A 16,707-nucleotide genomic window follows, 5' to 3' on the forward strand; every position below is an offset into this window, starting at 1 on the left:
ATTAAAAGAAAATAGATATGGCCATATCTATAAGCTTAATTCCTAAAAAAGGAACCAATACACCACCAAGTCCAAATATCAAAAGGTTCCTGCGTAGTAAAGCACTTGCCCCAATCGGTTTATAAGCAACCCCCTTTAGGGCCAATGGTATTAACAGGGGAATAATGATGGCATTGAAAATTACAGCCGATAGAATGGCACTTTCCGGACTGTGTAGTTTCATAATATTAAGCCCTTGTAATGCCGGAATTGCTGTGATAAACAAGGCTGGAATAATAGCAAAGTATTTAGCTACGTCATTGGCAATACTAAAAGTGGTCAATGTGCCCCTTGTCATTAATAATTGTTTGCCGATTTCAACTACCTCGATCAATTTGGTCGGATCATTGTCCAAATCGACCATATTTCCGGCTTCTTTTGCTGCTTGGGTTCCTGAATTCATCGCTACACCCACATCAGCCTGAGCCAGTGCCGGAGCATCGTTTGTACCATCGCCCATCATGGCCACCAGACGGCCCTCAGCCTGCTCCTTTTTGATGTAGTTCATCTTATCTTCGGGCTTAGCTTCAGCGATGAAATCATCGACTCCTGCTTTTTCGGCTATAAATTTGGCTGTAAGGGGATTGTCACCTGTTACCATGACTGTTTTAATCCCCATTTTACGAAGACGCTCAAACCTTTCATGAATTCCGGGTTTGATGACATCCTGCAATTCTATTACGCCCAATGCTATTTCATTTTCAGATACCACTAATGGTGTTCCTCCGTTTTGGGATATGGCTTTGACCCGTTCTTCGACTTCTTCGGAAAATGTATTGCCAGCTCCAGTAACAATATCTTTAATCGCATCAGTCGCACCTTTTCGGATACGTATGTTCTCATAGTCTATACCCGAACTTCGTGTCTCCGCTGTAAATTTGATAAATTCAGGATTTTTTACGTCGTAGCTCAATGGGTCGATATTGGCCAGTTCGATAATAGACTTCCCTTCAGGTGTTTCGTCAGCCATGGAACTCAACACAGCTGCCTTTATTAATTTTTTCTCATCAATGTCATGTGCTGGATAAAAGTGGGTTGCTTTCCGATTGCCTATGGTAATGGTACCCGTTTTATCTAGTAATAGGACATCAATATCACCTGCAGTTTCAACAGCTTTTCCACTCTTGGTGACCACATTTGCTCGCAACGCTCGGTCCATACCTGCTATACCAATAGCGGATAATAAACCTCCTATTGTTGTAGGAATAAGGCATACAAATAGTGAGATAAAAGATGCTATCGTGATACCCACATTGGCATAATCTGCAAAAGGTTTTAAAGTTACGCAGACAATAATAAATACCAATGTAAAGCCCGCCAGTAAAATTGTCAGTGCGATTTCGTTAGGTGTTTTTTGTCTTGAAGCACCTTCAACCAGGGCAATCATTTTATCCAGGAAACTTTCTCCTGGTTGTGTAGCCACTTGTACTACAATTTTGTCAGAAAGTACCTTGGTACCACCCGTTACTGAGCTTTTGTCTCCACCAGCTTCACGAATAACTGGAGCCGATTCACCAGTGATGGCACTCTCATCGATTGTTGCCAGGCCTTCAATAATTTCACCATCTGCAGGAATGATATCACCTGCTTGGCAGATAAAGGTGTCCCCTTTTTGGAGTTGAGCAGATGATATTGTCTTTCCGTTTTTCAGTTTAGCAGGTGTTTCCTCCCTGGTTTTGCGTAGACTGTCTGCTTGTGCTTTTCCTCTCGCTTCGGCAATAGCCTCGGCAAAGTTGGCAAATAATAGTGTGAGCAACAATATCAGGAAAACAGCGAAATTGTATCCAAAACTTCCTTGACCTTGTGCTCCCAATAATGTCCATAGACTGACAATCAGCATGATCAATGTTCCGATCCATACAGTAAACATGACCGGGTTGCGGAACATCATTTTCGGATTGAGTTTCACAAAAGACTGTTTCAGCGCTTCCTGAACCATATCCTTTTGAAACAGTGATGTATTATTATTCATTTTTTAATTCCTTTAATCTATTTTTTAATAAAGAGAAAAATATTCAGCAATTGGACCTAGTGCTAGTGCAGGAAAGAATGCTAGTGCAGCAACAATAGCAATTACCGCAAATACCATAAGACCAAAGGTTGCGGTATCCGTTTTCAAGGTTCCATCGCTCTCAGGAATGAATTTTTTCTCAGCCAATAAACCTGCAATTGCCACTGGTCCGATAATGGGCAGGAAACGTGAAAGAATCAAAACAATGCCTGTACTTATGTTCCACCATATCGTATTATCGCCAAGCCCTTCAAAGCCACTGCCATTGTTGGCGGCAGATGAGGTATATTCATAAAGCATTTCACTAAATCCATGAAATCCAGGATTGTTCAGGGATGCCTCGGAATATTGAGGTAATGCTGCCGCTAAAGCTGTTCCTACAAGTATTAAAAAAGGGTGCAGCAATGCGATGATCATGGCGATTTTCATTTCTCTGGCCTCCACTTTTTTACCCAAAAATTCGGGTGTTCTACCCACCATTAAACCGCTGATAAAAACAGCTAAGATAATAAAGACGAAGAAGTTCAATAGACCGACTCCAACTCCTCCATAGAAGGCATTAATCATCATTGCAAGGAGTTCGTTCATTCCGGATAACGGCATTGTACTATCGTGCATAGAATTCACTGAACCCGTGGAGATGACTGTAGTCACAATACTCCAAAAGCCAGATGCTTGAGCTCCCAAACGTATTTCTTTCCCTTCCATTGCGCCAAGTGAATTGTCAATGCCCATTGCAGTGATTGCTGGATTACCCTTTGTTTCCATTAGGATATTCGGAATGGTCAGCAAAAGAAAACCTATTGTCATTACTCCAAATATCATCCAGGAAAGTTTCCTTCTTCTTATGAAATAACCAAATGCAAAGATCATTGCCATGGGGATAAGGAGTTGAGCAATCATTTCTGTCATATTAGACAGATAGGATGGGTTTTCAAACGGGTGAGCTGAGTTCACACCAAAAAATCCCCCGCCGTTGGTGCCTACGTGTTTGATTGGGATAAATGCGGCCGCTGGTCCCCTGGATACCTCGATTGTATCACCTTGTAAGTTAACCATATTGTCTTTTCCTTCAAAGGTCATTGGCGTACCTTCAAAAGAGAGGATAATGGCAACAATAAATGAAACTGGCAGTAATATTCGGGTACATGATTTGACAAGATAGTTATAGAAATTTCCAAGGTTACTTGTCGATTTATCGCGAAATGCCCTGAATACGGTTACGGCAGCCGCCATACCAGTACCGGCACTAACAAACTGTAAAAACATTAACCAGTATTGGCCTAGATAGCTTAATCCCGATTCTCCCGAATAATGTTGTAAATTACAGTTTACCACAAAAGAAATCACTGTATTGAAAGCGAGATCTGCTGACATACTCGGGTTTTTGTCTGGGTTTAATGGTAAGTTTCCTTGTGTCATGAGAATAAGCATACCCAAGAGAAACCAGACCATATTAATGGTTACCATGGCTGTCATCTGTTGTTTCCAATCCATCTCTGTTTGTGGCTTGATACCACTGATTGTATAAAAAATCCGTTCAATCGGATTAAATATTGGATCGAGCAGCGTTTTTTCACCACTATAAACTCTTGTAATGTATTTGCCAAATGGTATTGCAAGCAATATCGATAAAGTAAACATTACAATTATTCCTAAAATTTCTGTGTTCATTTCTGTTAGTATTATTAAATTTTTCTCCAAGCTGGCTGATGAAAGTTTTGACAAAAGGGCATTGGCTGGCAAGCCATAATACCAGCTCTTAGCCGCCTAAGGTATTGATCTAGCCTATATGCTATCTTTTTGCCATTTTTACATCAGCTGCTGTTATTTAAAATTTCTCAGGGTTTAGCAGTACATAGCAGATGTAAACAAATACACCTAGAGCTATTATAAATAATGCTGTCATATAAAAGATTTTTGGGTAATAAGATTGCAGTTTTTGTCCTGCAACAAATAAATTTGTTTGAGATTTCTAGGAATGTGTTGATACATATAGATCCATTGTTCTGTGGTACATCTTCTTTTCATGTCACGGAAAGATCGTACAAAAAGATTTTCAATCAGGTTACATATTTGTTCATTTCCTCTTTTATAAAGCCATCCTATGTATTTTAATCGAATGCCAATTTTTTCAATCTGTCCATTCGCGAGTAAATAGTTGATATGATTGACAATGGCCTGAAATATTCCGGCCATATTTCTGCGTGTGGATAGGTCATTGATTTCTTCTTTTATCTCGTCATAATGATTGGCAAGAAATTGGCTTGCTGACTGTTCATTGATTTTATTCATGATCTTCATTGTTTTATCCAAAAAGATGAGACACTGCTTTTAATAAGCTTGGAATTAATTTTCTAAAATTGTCTTTATATACTCCCTTCTCAATTCAGAGGGAAAGAGTTCCATATGCTTTTTGAGACTTCCTGGACTTTCTTCAACAGATAATGTTGCCAAAAATTCATTTTCGATAGCATTTCGAGTATATAGGTTTCCATTTATATAAAGAAGATTGACAACCTTGATTATCTCTTTGACACGGTCCAGTTCGCCTTCATGACCCAACTTAAATTTTTCGGCACAGGTATCTGCTAATCTATGCAACAGAAGATAAGCTGTTGCTGGATCATCTAGATTTCCCAGGTCTGGGATTAAGTCAGCAGTTTCAGGAATCCACTGACGTATGGTATGTATCATCTTTGTTTTCATGTTTACTAGATTTTTTCAAAAAAGTCAATCGACTTGATGAATAGGCCAAAACAGGTTACCCCTGCCAGTATTAATATGAATGTTATCATCCTTTTATTTATTAGGCTGTACTACAATGTTTCATAACTGCTCCCAAAATCATAACCACGATTATTGCAAAAAATAATAAGTGATAAGATGCTAACCATTTCGGAAACGATGGCGGTTCTTTTTCTTGTTTCCACTTGACATTTGTTCTCCTCATTTTTCTTTTTTTCCGTAGTATGCCAAAAGGTATTCCAATCGTTTTTTTGTTTTGTTAATGTTTTTGTTATTAGGTTGTTACGTGTTTTTTTATTCTTTTTTAATACAAAAACATCCTATCATTTTGATAGGATGGTTATCATAATGATAGGATTCTCAATTAGTCGTCACCATGTGAAGGGAGTCTGAGGCAGTTTAAAAGCTTCTGATTAATAGGAAAATATTTTGTCCATTATGGCCTGAATTGGATTGACGATAATTTATATAAAAACTAGTGGTCAACATCAATCAGAATAGGACAGAAAAAGATTAAATATTAAAATATATAGAAAATTATGACGTTAACATATTCAATGCTGATATCTAAGCTAAATGTGGACTGGAATGACTATAGCATCTATCTTTTGATTGTTTGATAACAGAGCTAATTCTTGTCAAAACAGTACCTAACCATAAATTCAATTACTCGAAGATTAAAAATAAGATATATTAATGCCTCTGAAAGATAAACTTAGACTTGAGATTTCCAGTAACCGTATTACATTTCAGCCTAACCGACGATTAAGGACAGGTCTATTTTTATTCGCAGCAATAGACACCGTGCTTTTAATGATATTACTCTTGTTTAATGAAAAGATAGGTGATGGGGGAAGGGTATTTATTCCAATAATTATTATTTGTATCACAATTAAAGGCTTGTATGATCTGTTCTTCCAATTGAATGTACGCTATACATTTGATGATGACCAAATTGTTTACCGAGAAAGCACGACCAGAGATCGAAAGAAACTGATGAAATTTGAAGAGGTTGTAATTTTCATTGGTTGGGATTTTGGAGGCTGGCATTATAGATTAGGAACCGACAAAAAAACATTTTTAAAGAGCTATAAGATTAGCCCAAGCTTTAGAAATAGGAGAAACTATGAAAAAATGGCTATGGAATATGAAAACGAATTTTTACGCCCAATAAAGGAATTATTGAACCGTTGAATTTCAAAACCGTACAGTCACTATTCTATACTAAAAGCCAGATGAACGGATCTTCATCAGGTATAAAACTTATGTCAATGAAACATTCTCTGTGTGCGTATCAGATGGCCGATATGTAAGGACATGGCTTTGCGATTTCTTCTTTCATTTTAGCTATGGGTGGATAGTTTGAAGAATTAAGTTGCCTGTTATTTTTTTATTTACTCTGTAATATTTTCGCTTTTTTAGAGACTAATAAATAAACTGTGATATAAAACTTAAGACAACCTTGATCAGGTATGGATATCGGAAAAGACTTTATTACTTTAATAACCTCCAATCAGGCAATTATACATCGCATATGTTGCATGTATGTGGAGAATAAAGCCGATCGGGAAGATTTATTTCAAGAAATTATATTACAAGCCTGGAAATCATTCAAAAGCTTTAGAGATGATGCCAAATTTCAGACTTGGTTGTACCGAGTCGGATTGAATACAGCTATTACATATATCAAGCGAGACCACAGGCACAGTCTTGCCGAGTTGCAGTTTAGTCAAGAAGGATATTGTGAAATGACCTATCATGAAGATGAAGAAGTTTATGTTATGTATCAGGCCATAAGTAAGCTGTCCAATGTAGAAAAGGCACTGGTGACGCTCTATCTCGAAGATTATAGCTACAATGAGATTGCGGAGACCATGGGGATGACCCCTAATCATGTCGCCGTAAAAATATCAAGAATCAAAACCAAATTGAAGAAACTAAGCAAAGGAATATCATCATGGAACTAGACCAACTGAAATATAAAAGGCACAAAAATAGCATAGGGAGTATGCTTTTACATGAGAAGACTATTGAAAGAATAACAACGCAGAAATCAGGCAGTTTACTTGATCGTATAGATTTGAATTTAAAGAAGAATATGCGGTATCGTTCGGTGCTTGTGATCCTTTTTCTTGCCCCAATCATATATTACTTTGACAGTACATTTTGGGGCTATTATTTCATCTTTGGTTCATTGATCGAGGCAATATTGATTTATACCGCCTACAAGCTGCGGAAAAATATTCATCAATATTATGAGACAGACCTGTCCTTAAGAGATCGCTTTAAGGAGATCAAACAGCTTATCACTACTTATTTGGACTTCACCAAATTGACGCGAGTAACGCTCTATTTCATTCTGATAATAGCATTTTCATTAAAAAATATTGAATCTTTTAATGTGGTTTCGATATTCCAGGTTTCAGTCCTTATTAGGCTAGGATTTTTCGGGTTGATTTTCTATTTCATACACAGAAGCTCTTTCAAAAAATTTGCTAAACCTCATCAGGATATGTTGGTCGATTTACAGTATTATATTGCTGAATTAGGAGAGTCATCCATAGAAGTTTCAGACGTTCTTCCTAAAAGGAATTCCAATGATTCTGCATGATATGGGATCAACCCCATAAATTGCTGGCTGAATAACATTTTTTCCACCTATTAGACCAAAATATATACCAATTGGTCGGTTCAATTCCGGTAGATTTGATTACAATCGAATTATAAACTAAAATCCAACAGGAAACCACGAGCTAACTTTCAATCTCATGTAATGTGCGAGTTCATCCGATCAGGTTAACAGGGAGTACTTGGATAAATTTTTGGAACCAATAATAGAATAGACCACTATGATAAGGGAAATTAATGCATATATGCATCAAAAAAAACATATCAGCATGAACGAACTAGCTGATCTTAAAATGAGTATTTTCTATTTTAAAAAAAGACCATTTGCTGTGATGGATTTATTTAATGAAAAGATATATTTTAACGATAGTGGGTTAGAACGATTCCGTACTGAAAAACAATTAGAGAGACCTATTCAGTGGGTCCGAAGTAAATATCTCCCAGCCAAAAATTGGGTTGGGATCATCGTAGATAGTAACAGAAATGATTTGATTATAGAACTGATTGATGAGTTTTATTTAGCCACATACAATCTGTTGTTTAGGAATTAGTCATTGTTGTTTTATAGTGATACTCACATTCTTTTTTGAACAGATGATATTCATTGGAACCGTGACTTTTTGCCGAATTACCATGATAGTAAAATGAACGTATTTTAAAGAGATGATCAATATGAGAAAGAGGGCAATTGGCTTTCATCAAAATGTTTGTGACGATCTTTATGGAAGAATGATATAGACGATCAGCTTTAAATAAATTTTCTAGTTACCGAAAGTCCTGATAGTCGGTAACTAGAAAATTTATATTAGTAGCCATGAAAAATTAATCCAATGACTCACAGATATGTTAGCGTATTGTCTATAAATCCAACTGTATCCCCAAATTGGCTACAGTTCCAGATCCTTTTATATAATAACGGCCTTCGTTTGTAGCTCCACGTACTTCAGCATGGATGGGATAATAGTCAGCATTGAAAAGATTGTTGACAGAAAATGAAAATGTGATCTTCTGTAATTTATATCGGGTTTGGAAATCAACTAGGTTATATCCTGAAATAGGGTATTTTCCGTAGTTATATTCGTTTGCCGGAAATACGTCCCTTCCACCCAAATGGAGATATTGCAGATAAATATTCCATCGATTTGTTAATTTGAGGTCCGCATTTACATTTATTTTGAATGGGGATAATGTCGCATTGTCAAGCTTATCATCATAATTTCCATCATTACTTAAGTCTTGACGCCCATCCATATAGCCTAATATTGTTCCCAAAGATAGCCATCGAATAGGATTGACATGGCCAACAAATTCTAAGCCGTAGATGCGTTGAGGTACTTGAGTAAGCTCATAATTCCCAGGGGTTGATGTTTCAGCGAAGGTGTTCCCTCTTTTGGAAGTACTATAATAACCTGTTAGCTGATAATCCCAAATAGACATTTTTCCATTTAACCCCAATTCAAAATTATTGACTATTACTGGTTTTGGGTCTATTTGGTTCAATGGTACTCCATTGCGCAATACTAGACCAATATCACCGATAGAATATCCTTGAGAAAAAGAAGCAAAGGGTTGCAGATAATTATATTTATTGTAGCGGGCTGCTAAGTTAAAGACCACTGCATCAGAGTTGTTCTTTTCACCCACGGTTAGTTTACCATTTTTTGTCAGGTCTCCGACTTTTAGTCGGATATTTTCATAGCGTAAACCTCCTTTTAAGATCCAATCAGCTCCTAAGTTAAACTTGCTCTGTAGAAAAAGCGCTGTGTTGCGCATATCCATATCTGGTGTTACCCAGTCATCTTTCAAAGTTTTCTGAACGGTATGGTCCTTTAACAAATCTATACCATAAATTAAAGAAACCTGACGGTTTGATCCTAGCTGAAATGGTGTGTTAAAATTAAGTCGTGCACCCTTATGATCCGAATAGTTTTGGTTATAAGTTTCAAATACGGTATTCATGTCCTCATAATACAGACTTAAGTTTGCCGCTGTTCGTCCATATTGACCATCATATTTAAGGTGGAGGGCTTTGTTATAGGGGGTACCGCCATTAATCACAGTATCAGAAGGAATACCTATGGCAGAGGAGTGACCAAAGTCTCCTTTTGTACCCACATATTTGCTATCCTGTAAACTACGATAATAGTTGCCCATAAATTCAAGGCGATGATCAGGTGCGATTTGATAGCCAATCTTGGCCAATGCGTTATAAGATTTTGTTTCTCCCAATCCATAAAATGGACTAACGACTGAAGCATCAGAACTGCGCACAACACCTGTATGTCCAGCCTTACCCTGAACCACATAGTCCCATTGATCTAATTGACCTGAAAATACTTGTGCGATATTATAGCCATAAGTTTCATTCGGTTTGGCTAAGCTCAATGAATTATTCAAATAAGTTGAAGAACTTAATTTCTTTCCTTTCTCCGCTTTTTTAGTAATATAATTTATGACACCACCAGCGGCTCCGTTACCATACATTGCCGTAGCTCCATTGACAACTTCGATATGGTCTATGGCACTTGCATCGATAGTCCGTAAATCACGGCCACCATTACGCAGTGGAGTAGACTGTGGAATGCCATCAATTAAAACCAAAAAATTTCGACCCCGAATTTTCGCAATAAAATTATTCTGACTTTCTTCACTAGGAGAGATGCTGGGTACTTTTTGCATCAAGATAGCCGGTAAGTTATCGTTGATTTGCCTTTGCTGATCCAAAGCTGACCCGCCGATGTAGGTGACCGTAGATGGCACTTCACTGATATTTTCTGCCAATCGGCTTGCTGTTACGACGACCTCATCCAAATGCTGCTGTTTTGTATTCATGGCAATAGTACCCATGTTTAGCTGCTCTTCGACAATGTCGATATCTTGCACAACCTGTTGAAACCCAATTAAGCTTATCAGGATACGGTTTTTTCCATAATTTACGTTGGTAAGTTTAAAAAAACCATCCTTGTCTGATTTTGTTGCGTTTCCATATTGCAGGTGAATATGGGCATTGGCTAACGGTAGACCTTGCTTATCCACAATGCGCCCGCTGATGATACACTGTTGCTGAGGGTATAAATGCTGTGATAGTTTTGAAGAACTGATCAACGGTCGATCGTTGATGATAGATTTCGCCGTCGCATGGTCAATTGATGATAAAGAAAATGAACCCGAAAGCAATAGGGCCATTAATGTTGCTCCATCAGTTTGTTTAATTTTCATTTAACCGAAATATGTATAAAGACTTAAATTAGCTTTAGCTGGCATAAAGGTATATTATTTTTAATTGTTCTAAATAATATTGTAAAAGAAATATTTTGATAAAGAGGTAAAGGCTCATTACAAATCTATATAAAACCAACAGTCCTATCTGACCTTGTCGGATTCTTACCCTGTGTTGATTGTTTTTTTGGCACGGATATGGGATGTTATGAGTTAAAAAGCTCCTGTTTTAATTCGTTATGATTGAATCATGGAGTGTTGTTATATTCCGAAACTTAAAAGTTAAGATCATGAAAAGAATTCTTATACTGTTTGTTGCGATCTCCGTATTTGGAGCCTGCAGCAAGGATGAAACCAGCGGAAGAGAAGCCGAAAGAATGGAACTGGACAGAATGAAACAGGAAATAAAGGACAGGATTAGCCAGGTCCCCTGTGACAACCAAGAGGAATGGGTGGTGATGGAACTTGGAAGCAAAGCCTGTGGTGGACCGCAGGAATATATTGCGTATCCTACAGAACTGGATGAGGAGGACATAGACGACCTCATTGAGGAATATACACAGAAGGAAAAGGATTTCAATAAAAAGTACAATATCGTATCAGATTGTAGGGCTGTCGCCAAACCGACTGGAGTTACCTGTGAGGATGGAAAGCCAAAACTGATTTTTCCTCAAGTGAATTAGTCGTTTAGGACAGCGTGAATATTCATTATTCTGTTCTTAAACTATAAAATCCTGCGGAAAATATGCATATGTATATATTTTCTGCAGGATTATGAAGTATATAATTATTTTAAACTTTTGATTAGCACATGTCTGTGCATTTTTTTGTGTTCAACTCAACAGATGGAATTCACCATTAATTTATCAGTTGTAATTTTCCAATAAAAGGGCGGTTATCAATAGTATTAATAGCTTCCTTGATTGAATAGCATAATTGATAATTCTCATGAAGCATTTCTTTGTTCCTTTCGATTTTTTCTTGTTCGATCTTGTCAAAGACCCAAATCGGGGATAGTGGATCTGAATTTAACTTAGTAATTAACACCGTATACCCATCTTTTTGGGCATCCTGTAGTCTCTCTTTAGTTATTTCTACTATTTTCATAGTGAGATAATATACAAAAAAAAATATAAACCGCAGATCTTGAAAAGGCGTTGGACTGGCTCCTTATATGGTAATTAATGGCACTGAGTACCTCCAATAGCAAGTTCAGGAAGTTTCAAGTAGTGACCTGAAACGCATAGAAGTGTAACAAAAAGAGATCGAAATGAAAGATTCTTCGTGTTAGAAATAATAAATATTTCTTTTCTATTTGAAATATAAATGTTAATTTGACATTAATTGTTTGCTGCATACCTAACTATGCACGGAAACTGAAAAGGTTAAAACTAAAATTATAAACCAATTCAGCTAAAAGATAGATTATTTGAGATATTGGTCGTTAGCCCAATATGTTTCAGGATTGCTCGAATTGCGTGCTTATTGTGACATCTTCTGGTAGAAATCGTGGTGATTCCAGACAGATAAGACCGATAGCTGAATAAGAAATTATGATCTTCGTAAACGAATAAAGTTTTTTATGATGAAACTAAAATTTATAATAGGAATAGCATTTGTCCTGTCTAATGGAATGCTATTTGGTCAAAGTGAGGTGAAATTAGAACGTCCAGAGCAGGAGCTAACAATAAGCAGGCATATTTATGGGCATTTTGCTGAACATTTAGGACGCTGTATATATGATGGTTTTTATGTGGGGGAGAAAAATGATTCTATTCCCCATACAGGCGGTGTTCGCGTAGATGTTATTGAGGCCTTAAAGAAATTGAATATTCCCAATCTGCGTTGGCCTGGTGGATGTTTTGCGGATACTTATCATTGGAAGGATGGCATTGGTCCCAAGGCACAGCGTCCATCAATGGTAAATAACTGGTGGGGAGGAGTGACCGAGGACAATTCATTTGGCACCCATGATTTTCTCAATATGTGTGAATTGCTGGGGGCAGAACCTTATTTGGCCGGTAATGTGGGAAGTGGTGAAGTGCAGGAATTGACGGACTGGGTTCAATATGTGAATTTTGCAGGTAAAAGCCCGATGTCGGACCTAAGACGCAAAAATGGTCGGCATGAGCCCTGGAAGGTTAAGTTTTGGGGAGTAGGAAATGAATCTTGGGGCTGTGGTGGAAATATGACAGCGGATTATTATACAGATATCTTCCGTAAATATGCCACCTTTATGTCAGATTGGACCAATGGAAGTGGCCTGTATCGTATAGCCTCTGGAGCGAACAGTGCTGATTATAATTGGACAGAAACGTTGATGAAGAAAATTCCTGCAAGCTTGATGAAAGGAATGGGGCTCCATCATTATGCGGTGATCAATTGGAATAAGAAAGGTTCTGCCGTACATTATTCGGATGAGGAATATTTTAAAACCATGAAATCCGCTTGGTTTATGAATGAGTTGGTGGAAAAGAATATGGCCATTATGGACAAATACGATCCAGATGGAAAAGTCGATCTTATCGTCGATGAATGGGGCGGTTGGTATGAAGTTGAGCCAGGCACCAATCCTGGATTTTTATACCAACAAAATACCATGCGTGATGCCATGATTGCCGGGATGACGTTAAATATCTTTAATAATCATGCCCGCAGGGTAAAAATGGCCAACTTGGCCCAAGCTGTAAACGTACTACAGGCTGTTATCCTAACTGAAGGCAAAAACATGATTTTAACACCAACTTATCATGTGATGGAAATGTATAAGGTACATCAGGATGCAAAATTGATTCCTATTGCGCTGCAGTCGACCGATTTTGAATTTAATAATGAGAAAATTCCGGCACTCTCCGTTTCGGCATCTCAGGATAGAGAGGGACGTACACATATTTCTTTAGTCAATATCGATCCGAAAAAGAAAAATAAGCTACGTATTGATCTTGGAGGACTGAAGGCCACAAAAGTTCATGGTCGTATTCTTAGCTCGGACGATCTCAGGGCTTATAATTCATTTAAACAGCCAACAAGGATTAAGCCAGCTGTATATCAAGAGGCAAAAATAATAAACGGCGTTGTGGAAATTGAGATTCCTGCATTTTCGGTGATTGTTCTGGAACTCCAATAAACGGATTTGAATAGATATCCCTGTAGTCTTCAGGCGCTGTTATGATTCGCAAAAGAACTATACTCACCGCTACAGGGGCATCATTTTCTTTGCAGTGCTGTCAGTTTTTTACGTAAAGGCGTATCAACCCATCGCATAACCACATAGGCGATCAGTAAATTGAATAGCATTAATCCCGTTACTATTCCTACCAATTTAATCCCGTTAGGCTGATGCATTGTATAGTAATCACCAAATAACCAAACCGAGGTAATATGAGTCATATAAAGTGGATAAGAAAGGTTTCCTATAAATGAAAGAAATACTGAAGCCTTTTTAGTTACCGAAGTTCCTGCGGCTATACTGAGAAAAAGGGGGAACACCAACATCACAATAATACATTCGGAGATCCAGTCGCCGTTGTGATGCGGAAAGAAAAAAACTGCAGTGAACAGCAGACAGAGGATCAAGTAATTCTGTTTGTTAGGAATAATAAGCTGATATCTATAGATAAGCATTCCTGCAAGAAAGGAGAAACTTACCCGTGCAATACCATCTGTCACAGAAAGTATATCCCAGCCACCGATAAGCCAGCCAGCCCTGGAGGCACAGAGCACTAAAAAAGCACCCGCTAGCAGACAAAGCACCAAAAGCTTCGATCTGGCAATCCGAGAAAGGACCACTGCGTAAATGATATTAGCGATATATTCGAAAAATAGAGACCAGGATGGGGTATTAAAAGGAAATAGACCACCACCACGATAGTCAATAAAAGGAAAAGGAAGCAGTATAAGTGAGAACAGGCTTGCAAAGATGATTTTTGCCATTCCTGACGATGCCGGATCAGGAATAAAAGGATTGAAAAGGTAGCCTATGAGCCCTATCAACGTTCCGAATACGACAAGTGGATGTAACCTGACCAGCCGATTGGTAAAGAACTTTTTGATCCCGATCTGGTCTATCCGCCCATCATAAGCATAGGCAATCACAAACCCAGACAGGCAAAAAAAGAAGTCAACAGCCAGATAACCATGGCCTAACCAATTGGATTCATAATCATTAACATAAATCATTTCTAGATAATGAAACAATAATATAATTAATGCGGCAATCCCCCTTAGACCATCAAGTAAAATGAAATGGGGCTTTTGTGAGGAGACGGAAGCATCAGTAGAAAGTAGGTTCATTTCGTTCAGGTTGACATTTACACGTTGTGAACCTTAAAAGTAGTTTTTTTATCTATACTTCATATTTGGGGCACGTAAATTCTTTGCTACAGAAGACCATTTTCAAGGAAAGTTCTATTCTCTAAGGAGCTTCAATAGTACTGAAGTTAAAAAGAAATGAGATGATACAGAAGAACCAGAATGTCTTTGATACTTCTGCAATTAAATAAAGGATATCGCTCGCATAGACAGAAAGAGAAATCAGTTTTCCTGTTATAAAGTTGGCAAATATAAATCCCTCATTGGGCAATGAAGAGGTTTGAAGGCTAAATAGTTTCATCGGGAAGTATCTACAACACAACGGGAAATACAGATACGGCCAACAGCTCGGACTGAATTTACATTTGTAATGTGATTAAAATAGATTTCATTATGAAGTGTAAACATTCAATCGGGTTAGGTCTGGCGTTCGTGTCATTGGTCCTAAGCGCATGTAGTAAAAATGATGATATGCCACAAACATCAGCGGCGACCATCACCATAGAAAATATATTGGATGCCAAACCATTGGTAGAATCCGGAACTTTCAAAAATAACGGAACCTCTCCTGTGATTATGCCCGGAGAATCAATTTCCATTAAATTCTCAGCCGCCAAAGGTCAAGCCCTGAGTTTTGCCTCGATGTATGGATGGTCGAATGACTTGTTTTTTGCCCCCACAAATCCAGGTATAAAATTGTATCAGGATAATGGTACCCCTATTGAGGGGAATGTATCTGCACAAATTAAATTATGGGATAACGGTACGCGCATTAATCAAAAACCAGGTGCCACTGTCATCCATCCAGGTACAGCAGAAGTCACACCGAAGACTGTTACAGAAGTCAATGGAACCGATGCTCAGGGGAATACCTATGCTGAAGCTTCAATGCTTATGAAAGCATTACTGCATTATGATGGTGATTCATATTTTACTTTGACCATAAGCAATATTTCTGGTGGCACAGCTAATCCCACACCGTTTAGTCCCGGAGTATGGGCTGTTTCCTATAGCGCTGGCGGAAATTTATTAAACCCTAATCCATTATATGAAGCAGGCAAGCCCAGTACTGATGGCATGACGGCCATCGCTGAAATGGGTGACAACAGTAAGTTGGCCAATTACCTGACTGCACAGACAGGTATTTTCACTCCACTATCACCAGTACTGGTCGTTGTATATCGAGCCAATGAAAACCCAATTTATAAGGTAGGTGAAAATGACCGAGGAAAAGGATTGAAGGATTTGGCACAAAAAGGTGACGCGGCAGGTTTAGCCGCCAATCTTAAAACGGTAGCAGGTGTTAAAGACGTTTATGTTCTTCCAGCAGCGAGTACAACAGTTTTACTTCCTCCAAATGGTGGGCAGCCAGGAGGACGTGTTTCACAACAGTTAACTGTTTCCGAAGGAGATCGTCTAGCTATTGCAACGATGTATGGGTTTTCCAATGATTGGTTCTTCGCTTCAAAAGATAATGGAATAGATGCCACCACAAAAGGTGATGTGACATCTTCAATAGGATTGTTTGATAACGGAACAGCACTTGATCAATTCCCGGGAGCGGGTAACGCGCAGGCAGGATTGGGTGGTACACCTTTGACCGAAAGTAAACCAATCAAAGCAGTACCTAACCCAAATGCTTTCACGATGCTGCCATCAATGGCGAAAATAATTAAAGTAACTATCAACTGATAGATCTCAAGTTGTAGCCAATGAAGTTATTGAATGGCCCTGGCAAAGGTGTGGAAGAG

The 16,707-nt window shown here is 38.2% G+C and carries 16 protein-coding genes; 7 read left to right on the forward strand and 9 right to left on the reverse strand.

Annotated features, from left to right (window positions below; all coding sequences use genetic code 11):
* Position 1 precedes the first annotated feature (1 nt).
* The 5 genes from kdpB to HX021_RS18585 form a co-directional block, all read right to left on the reverse strand.
* Entirely contained in the window at positions 2 to 2,011 is a 2,010-nt protein-coding gene (gene kdpB / locus HX021_RS18570; RefSeq protein WP_286592049.1) for a potassium-transporting ATPase subunit KdpB, read from the reverse strand.
* 24 nt (positions 2,012 to 2,035) lie between these two features.
* Entirely contained in the window at positions 2,036 to 3,724 is a 1,689-nt protein-coding gene (gene kdpA / locus HX021_RS18575; RefSeq protein ID WP_286592050.1) for a potassium-transporting ATPase subunit KdpA, read from the reverse strand.
* A gap of 157 nt (positions 3,725 to 3,881) precedes the next feature.
* Positions 3,882 to 3,959 (reverse strand): K(+)-transporting ATPase subunit F, encoded by a 78-nt coding sequence (gene kdpF / locus HX021_RS21750; RefSeq protein ID WP_353621064.1) that lies wholly within the window; start codon positions 3,957 to 3,959, stop codon positions 3,882 to 3,884.
* Entirely contained in the window at positions 3,956 to 4,345 is a 390-nt protein-coding gene (locus HX021_RS18580) for a DUF7674 family protein (protein ID WP_286592051.1), read from the reverse strand. Before HX021_RS18580 ends, kdpF begins: the two co-directional genes overlap by 4 nt.
* A gap of 54 nt (positions 4,346 to 4,399) precedes the next feature.
* On the reverse strand, positions 4,400 to 4,759 hold the full coding sequence (locus tag HX021_RS18585; RefSeq protein ID WP_286592052.1) for a DUF7674 family protein: 360 nt from the start codon (positions 4,757 to 4,759) through the stop codon (positions 4,400 to 4,402).
* A gap of 735 nt (positions 4,760 to 5,494) precedes the next feature.
* On the opposite strand from HX021_RS18585, the gene HX021_RS18590 reads away from it, so the two are divergent.
* From HX021_RS18590 to HX021_RS18605, 4 genes are all read left to right on the forward strand, one after another.
* On the forward strand, positions 5,495 to 5,992 hold the full coding sequence (locus tag HX021_RS18590) for a hypothetical protein (RefSeq protein ID WP_286592053.1): 498 nt from the start codon (positions 5,495 to 5,497) through the stop codon (positions 5,990 to 5,992).
* Positions 5,993 to 6,270: 278 nt separating this feature from the next.
* Complete coding sequence (locus tag HX021_RS18595; RefSeq protein ID WP_286592054.1) at positions 6,271 to 6,765, forward strand: RNA polymerase sigma factor; 495 nt, start codon at positions 6,271 to 6,273, stop codon at positions 6,763 to 6,765.
* On the forward strand, positions 6,756 to 7,409 hold the full coding sequence (locus HX021_RS18600; protein WP_286592055.1) for a hypothetical protein: 654 nt from the start codon (positions 6,756 to 6,758) through the stop codon (positions 7,407 to 7,409). The genes HX021_RS18595 and HX021_RS18600 overlap by 10 nt, the downstream gene beginning before the upstream one ends.
* 286 nt (positions 7,410 to 7,695) lie before the next feature.
* A complete protein-coding gene (locus HX021_RS18605; protein ID WP_286592056.1) occupies positions 7,696 to 7,977 on the forward strand; it encodes a hypothetical protein in 282 nt (93 codons plus the stop codon).
* Between the two features lie 307 nt (positions 7,978 to 8,284).
* Here the strand turns inward: HX021_RS18605 and HX021_RS18610 are convergent, their stop codons facing one another.
* On the reverse strand, positions 8,285 to 10,645 hold the full coding sequence (locus HX021_RS18610; protein ID WP_286592057.1) for a TonB-dependent receptor: 2,361 nt from the start codon (positions 10,643 to 10,645) through the stop codon (positions 8,285 to 8,287).
* A 290-nt stretch (positions 10,646 to 10,935) separates the two neighbouring features.
* Here HX021_RS18610 and HX021_RS18615 point away from each other — a divergent pair, with 290 nt between their 5' ends.
* The gene (locus tag HX021_RS18615) at positions 10,936 to 11,328 is read left to right on the forward strand and encodes a hypothetical protein (RefSeq protein WP_286592058.1); all 393 of its coding nucleotides are present in this window, start codon (positions 10,936 to 10,938) and stop codon (positions 11,326 to 11,328) included.
* Positions 11,329 to 11,503: 175 nt separating this feature from the next.
* Here the strand turns inward: HX021_RS18615 and HX021_RS18620 are convergent, their stop codons facing one another.
* Positions 11,504 to 11,752, reverse strand: a complete 249-nt coding sequence (locus HX021_RS18620) for a hypothetical protein (RefSeq protein ID WP_286592060.1) — start codon at positions 11,750 to 11,752, stop codon at positions 11,504 to 11,506.
* 475 nt (positions 11,753 to 12,227) lie between these two features.
* Between HX021_RS18620 and HX021_RS18625 the strand changes: the two genes are divergently transcribed.
* Positions 12,228 to 13,772, forward strand: a complete 1,545-nt coding sequence (locus HX021_RS18625; protein WP_286592061.1) for an alpha-N-arabinofuranosidase — start codon at positions 12,228 to 12,230, stop codon at positions 13,770 to 13,772.
* 80 nt (positions 13,773 to 13,852) lie between these two features.
* On the opposite strand, the gene HX021_RS18630 is transcribed toward HX021_RS18625, so the two are convergent.
* Together HX021_RS18630 and HX021_RS18635 are read right to left on the reverse strand one after the other, a co-directional pair.
* Positions 13,853 to 14,938 (reverse strand): acyltransferase family protein, encoded by a 1,086-nt coding sequence (locus HX021_RS18630; RefSeq protein WP_286592062.1) that lies wholly within the window; start codon positions 14,936 to 14,938, stop codon positions 13,853 to 13,855.
* A gap of 121 nt (positions 14,939 to 15,059) precedes the next feature.
* Positions 15,060 to 15,257, reverse strand: a complete 198-nt coding sequence (locus HX021_RS18635; protein ID WP_286592063.1) for a hypothetical protein — start codon at positions 15,255 to 15,257, stop codon at positions 15,060 to 15,062.
* Between the two features lie 170 nt (positions 15,258 to 15,427).
* On the opposite strand from HX021_RS18635, the gene HX021_RS18640 reads away from it, so the two are divergent.
* A complete protein-coding gene (locus HX021_RS18640; RefSeq protein ID WP_286592064.1) occupies positions 15,428 to 16,648 on the forward strand; it encodes a spondin domain-containing protein in 1,221 nt (406 codons plus the stop codon).
* The last annotated feature ends 59 nt before the right edge of the window (positions 16,649 to 16,707 follow it).

Source organism: Sphingobacterium sp. N143 (assembly GCF_030325625.1).
Classification (GTDB): domain Bacteria; phylum Bacteroidota; class Bacteroidia; order Sphingobacteriales; family Sphingobacteriaceae; genus Sphingobacterium.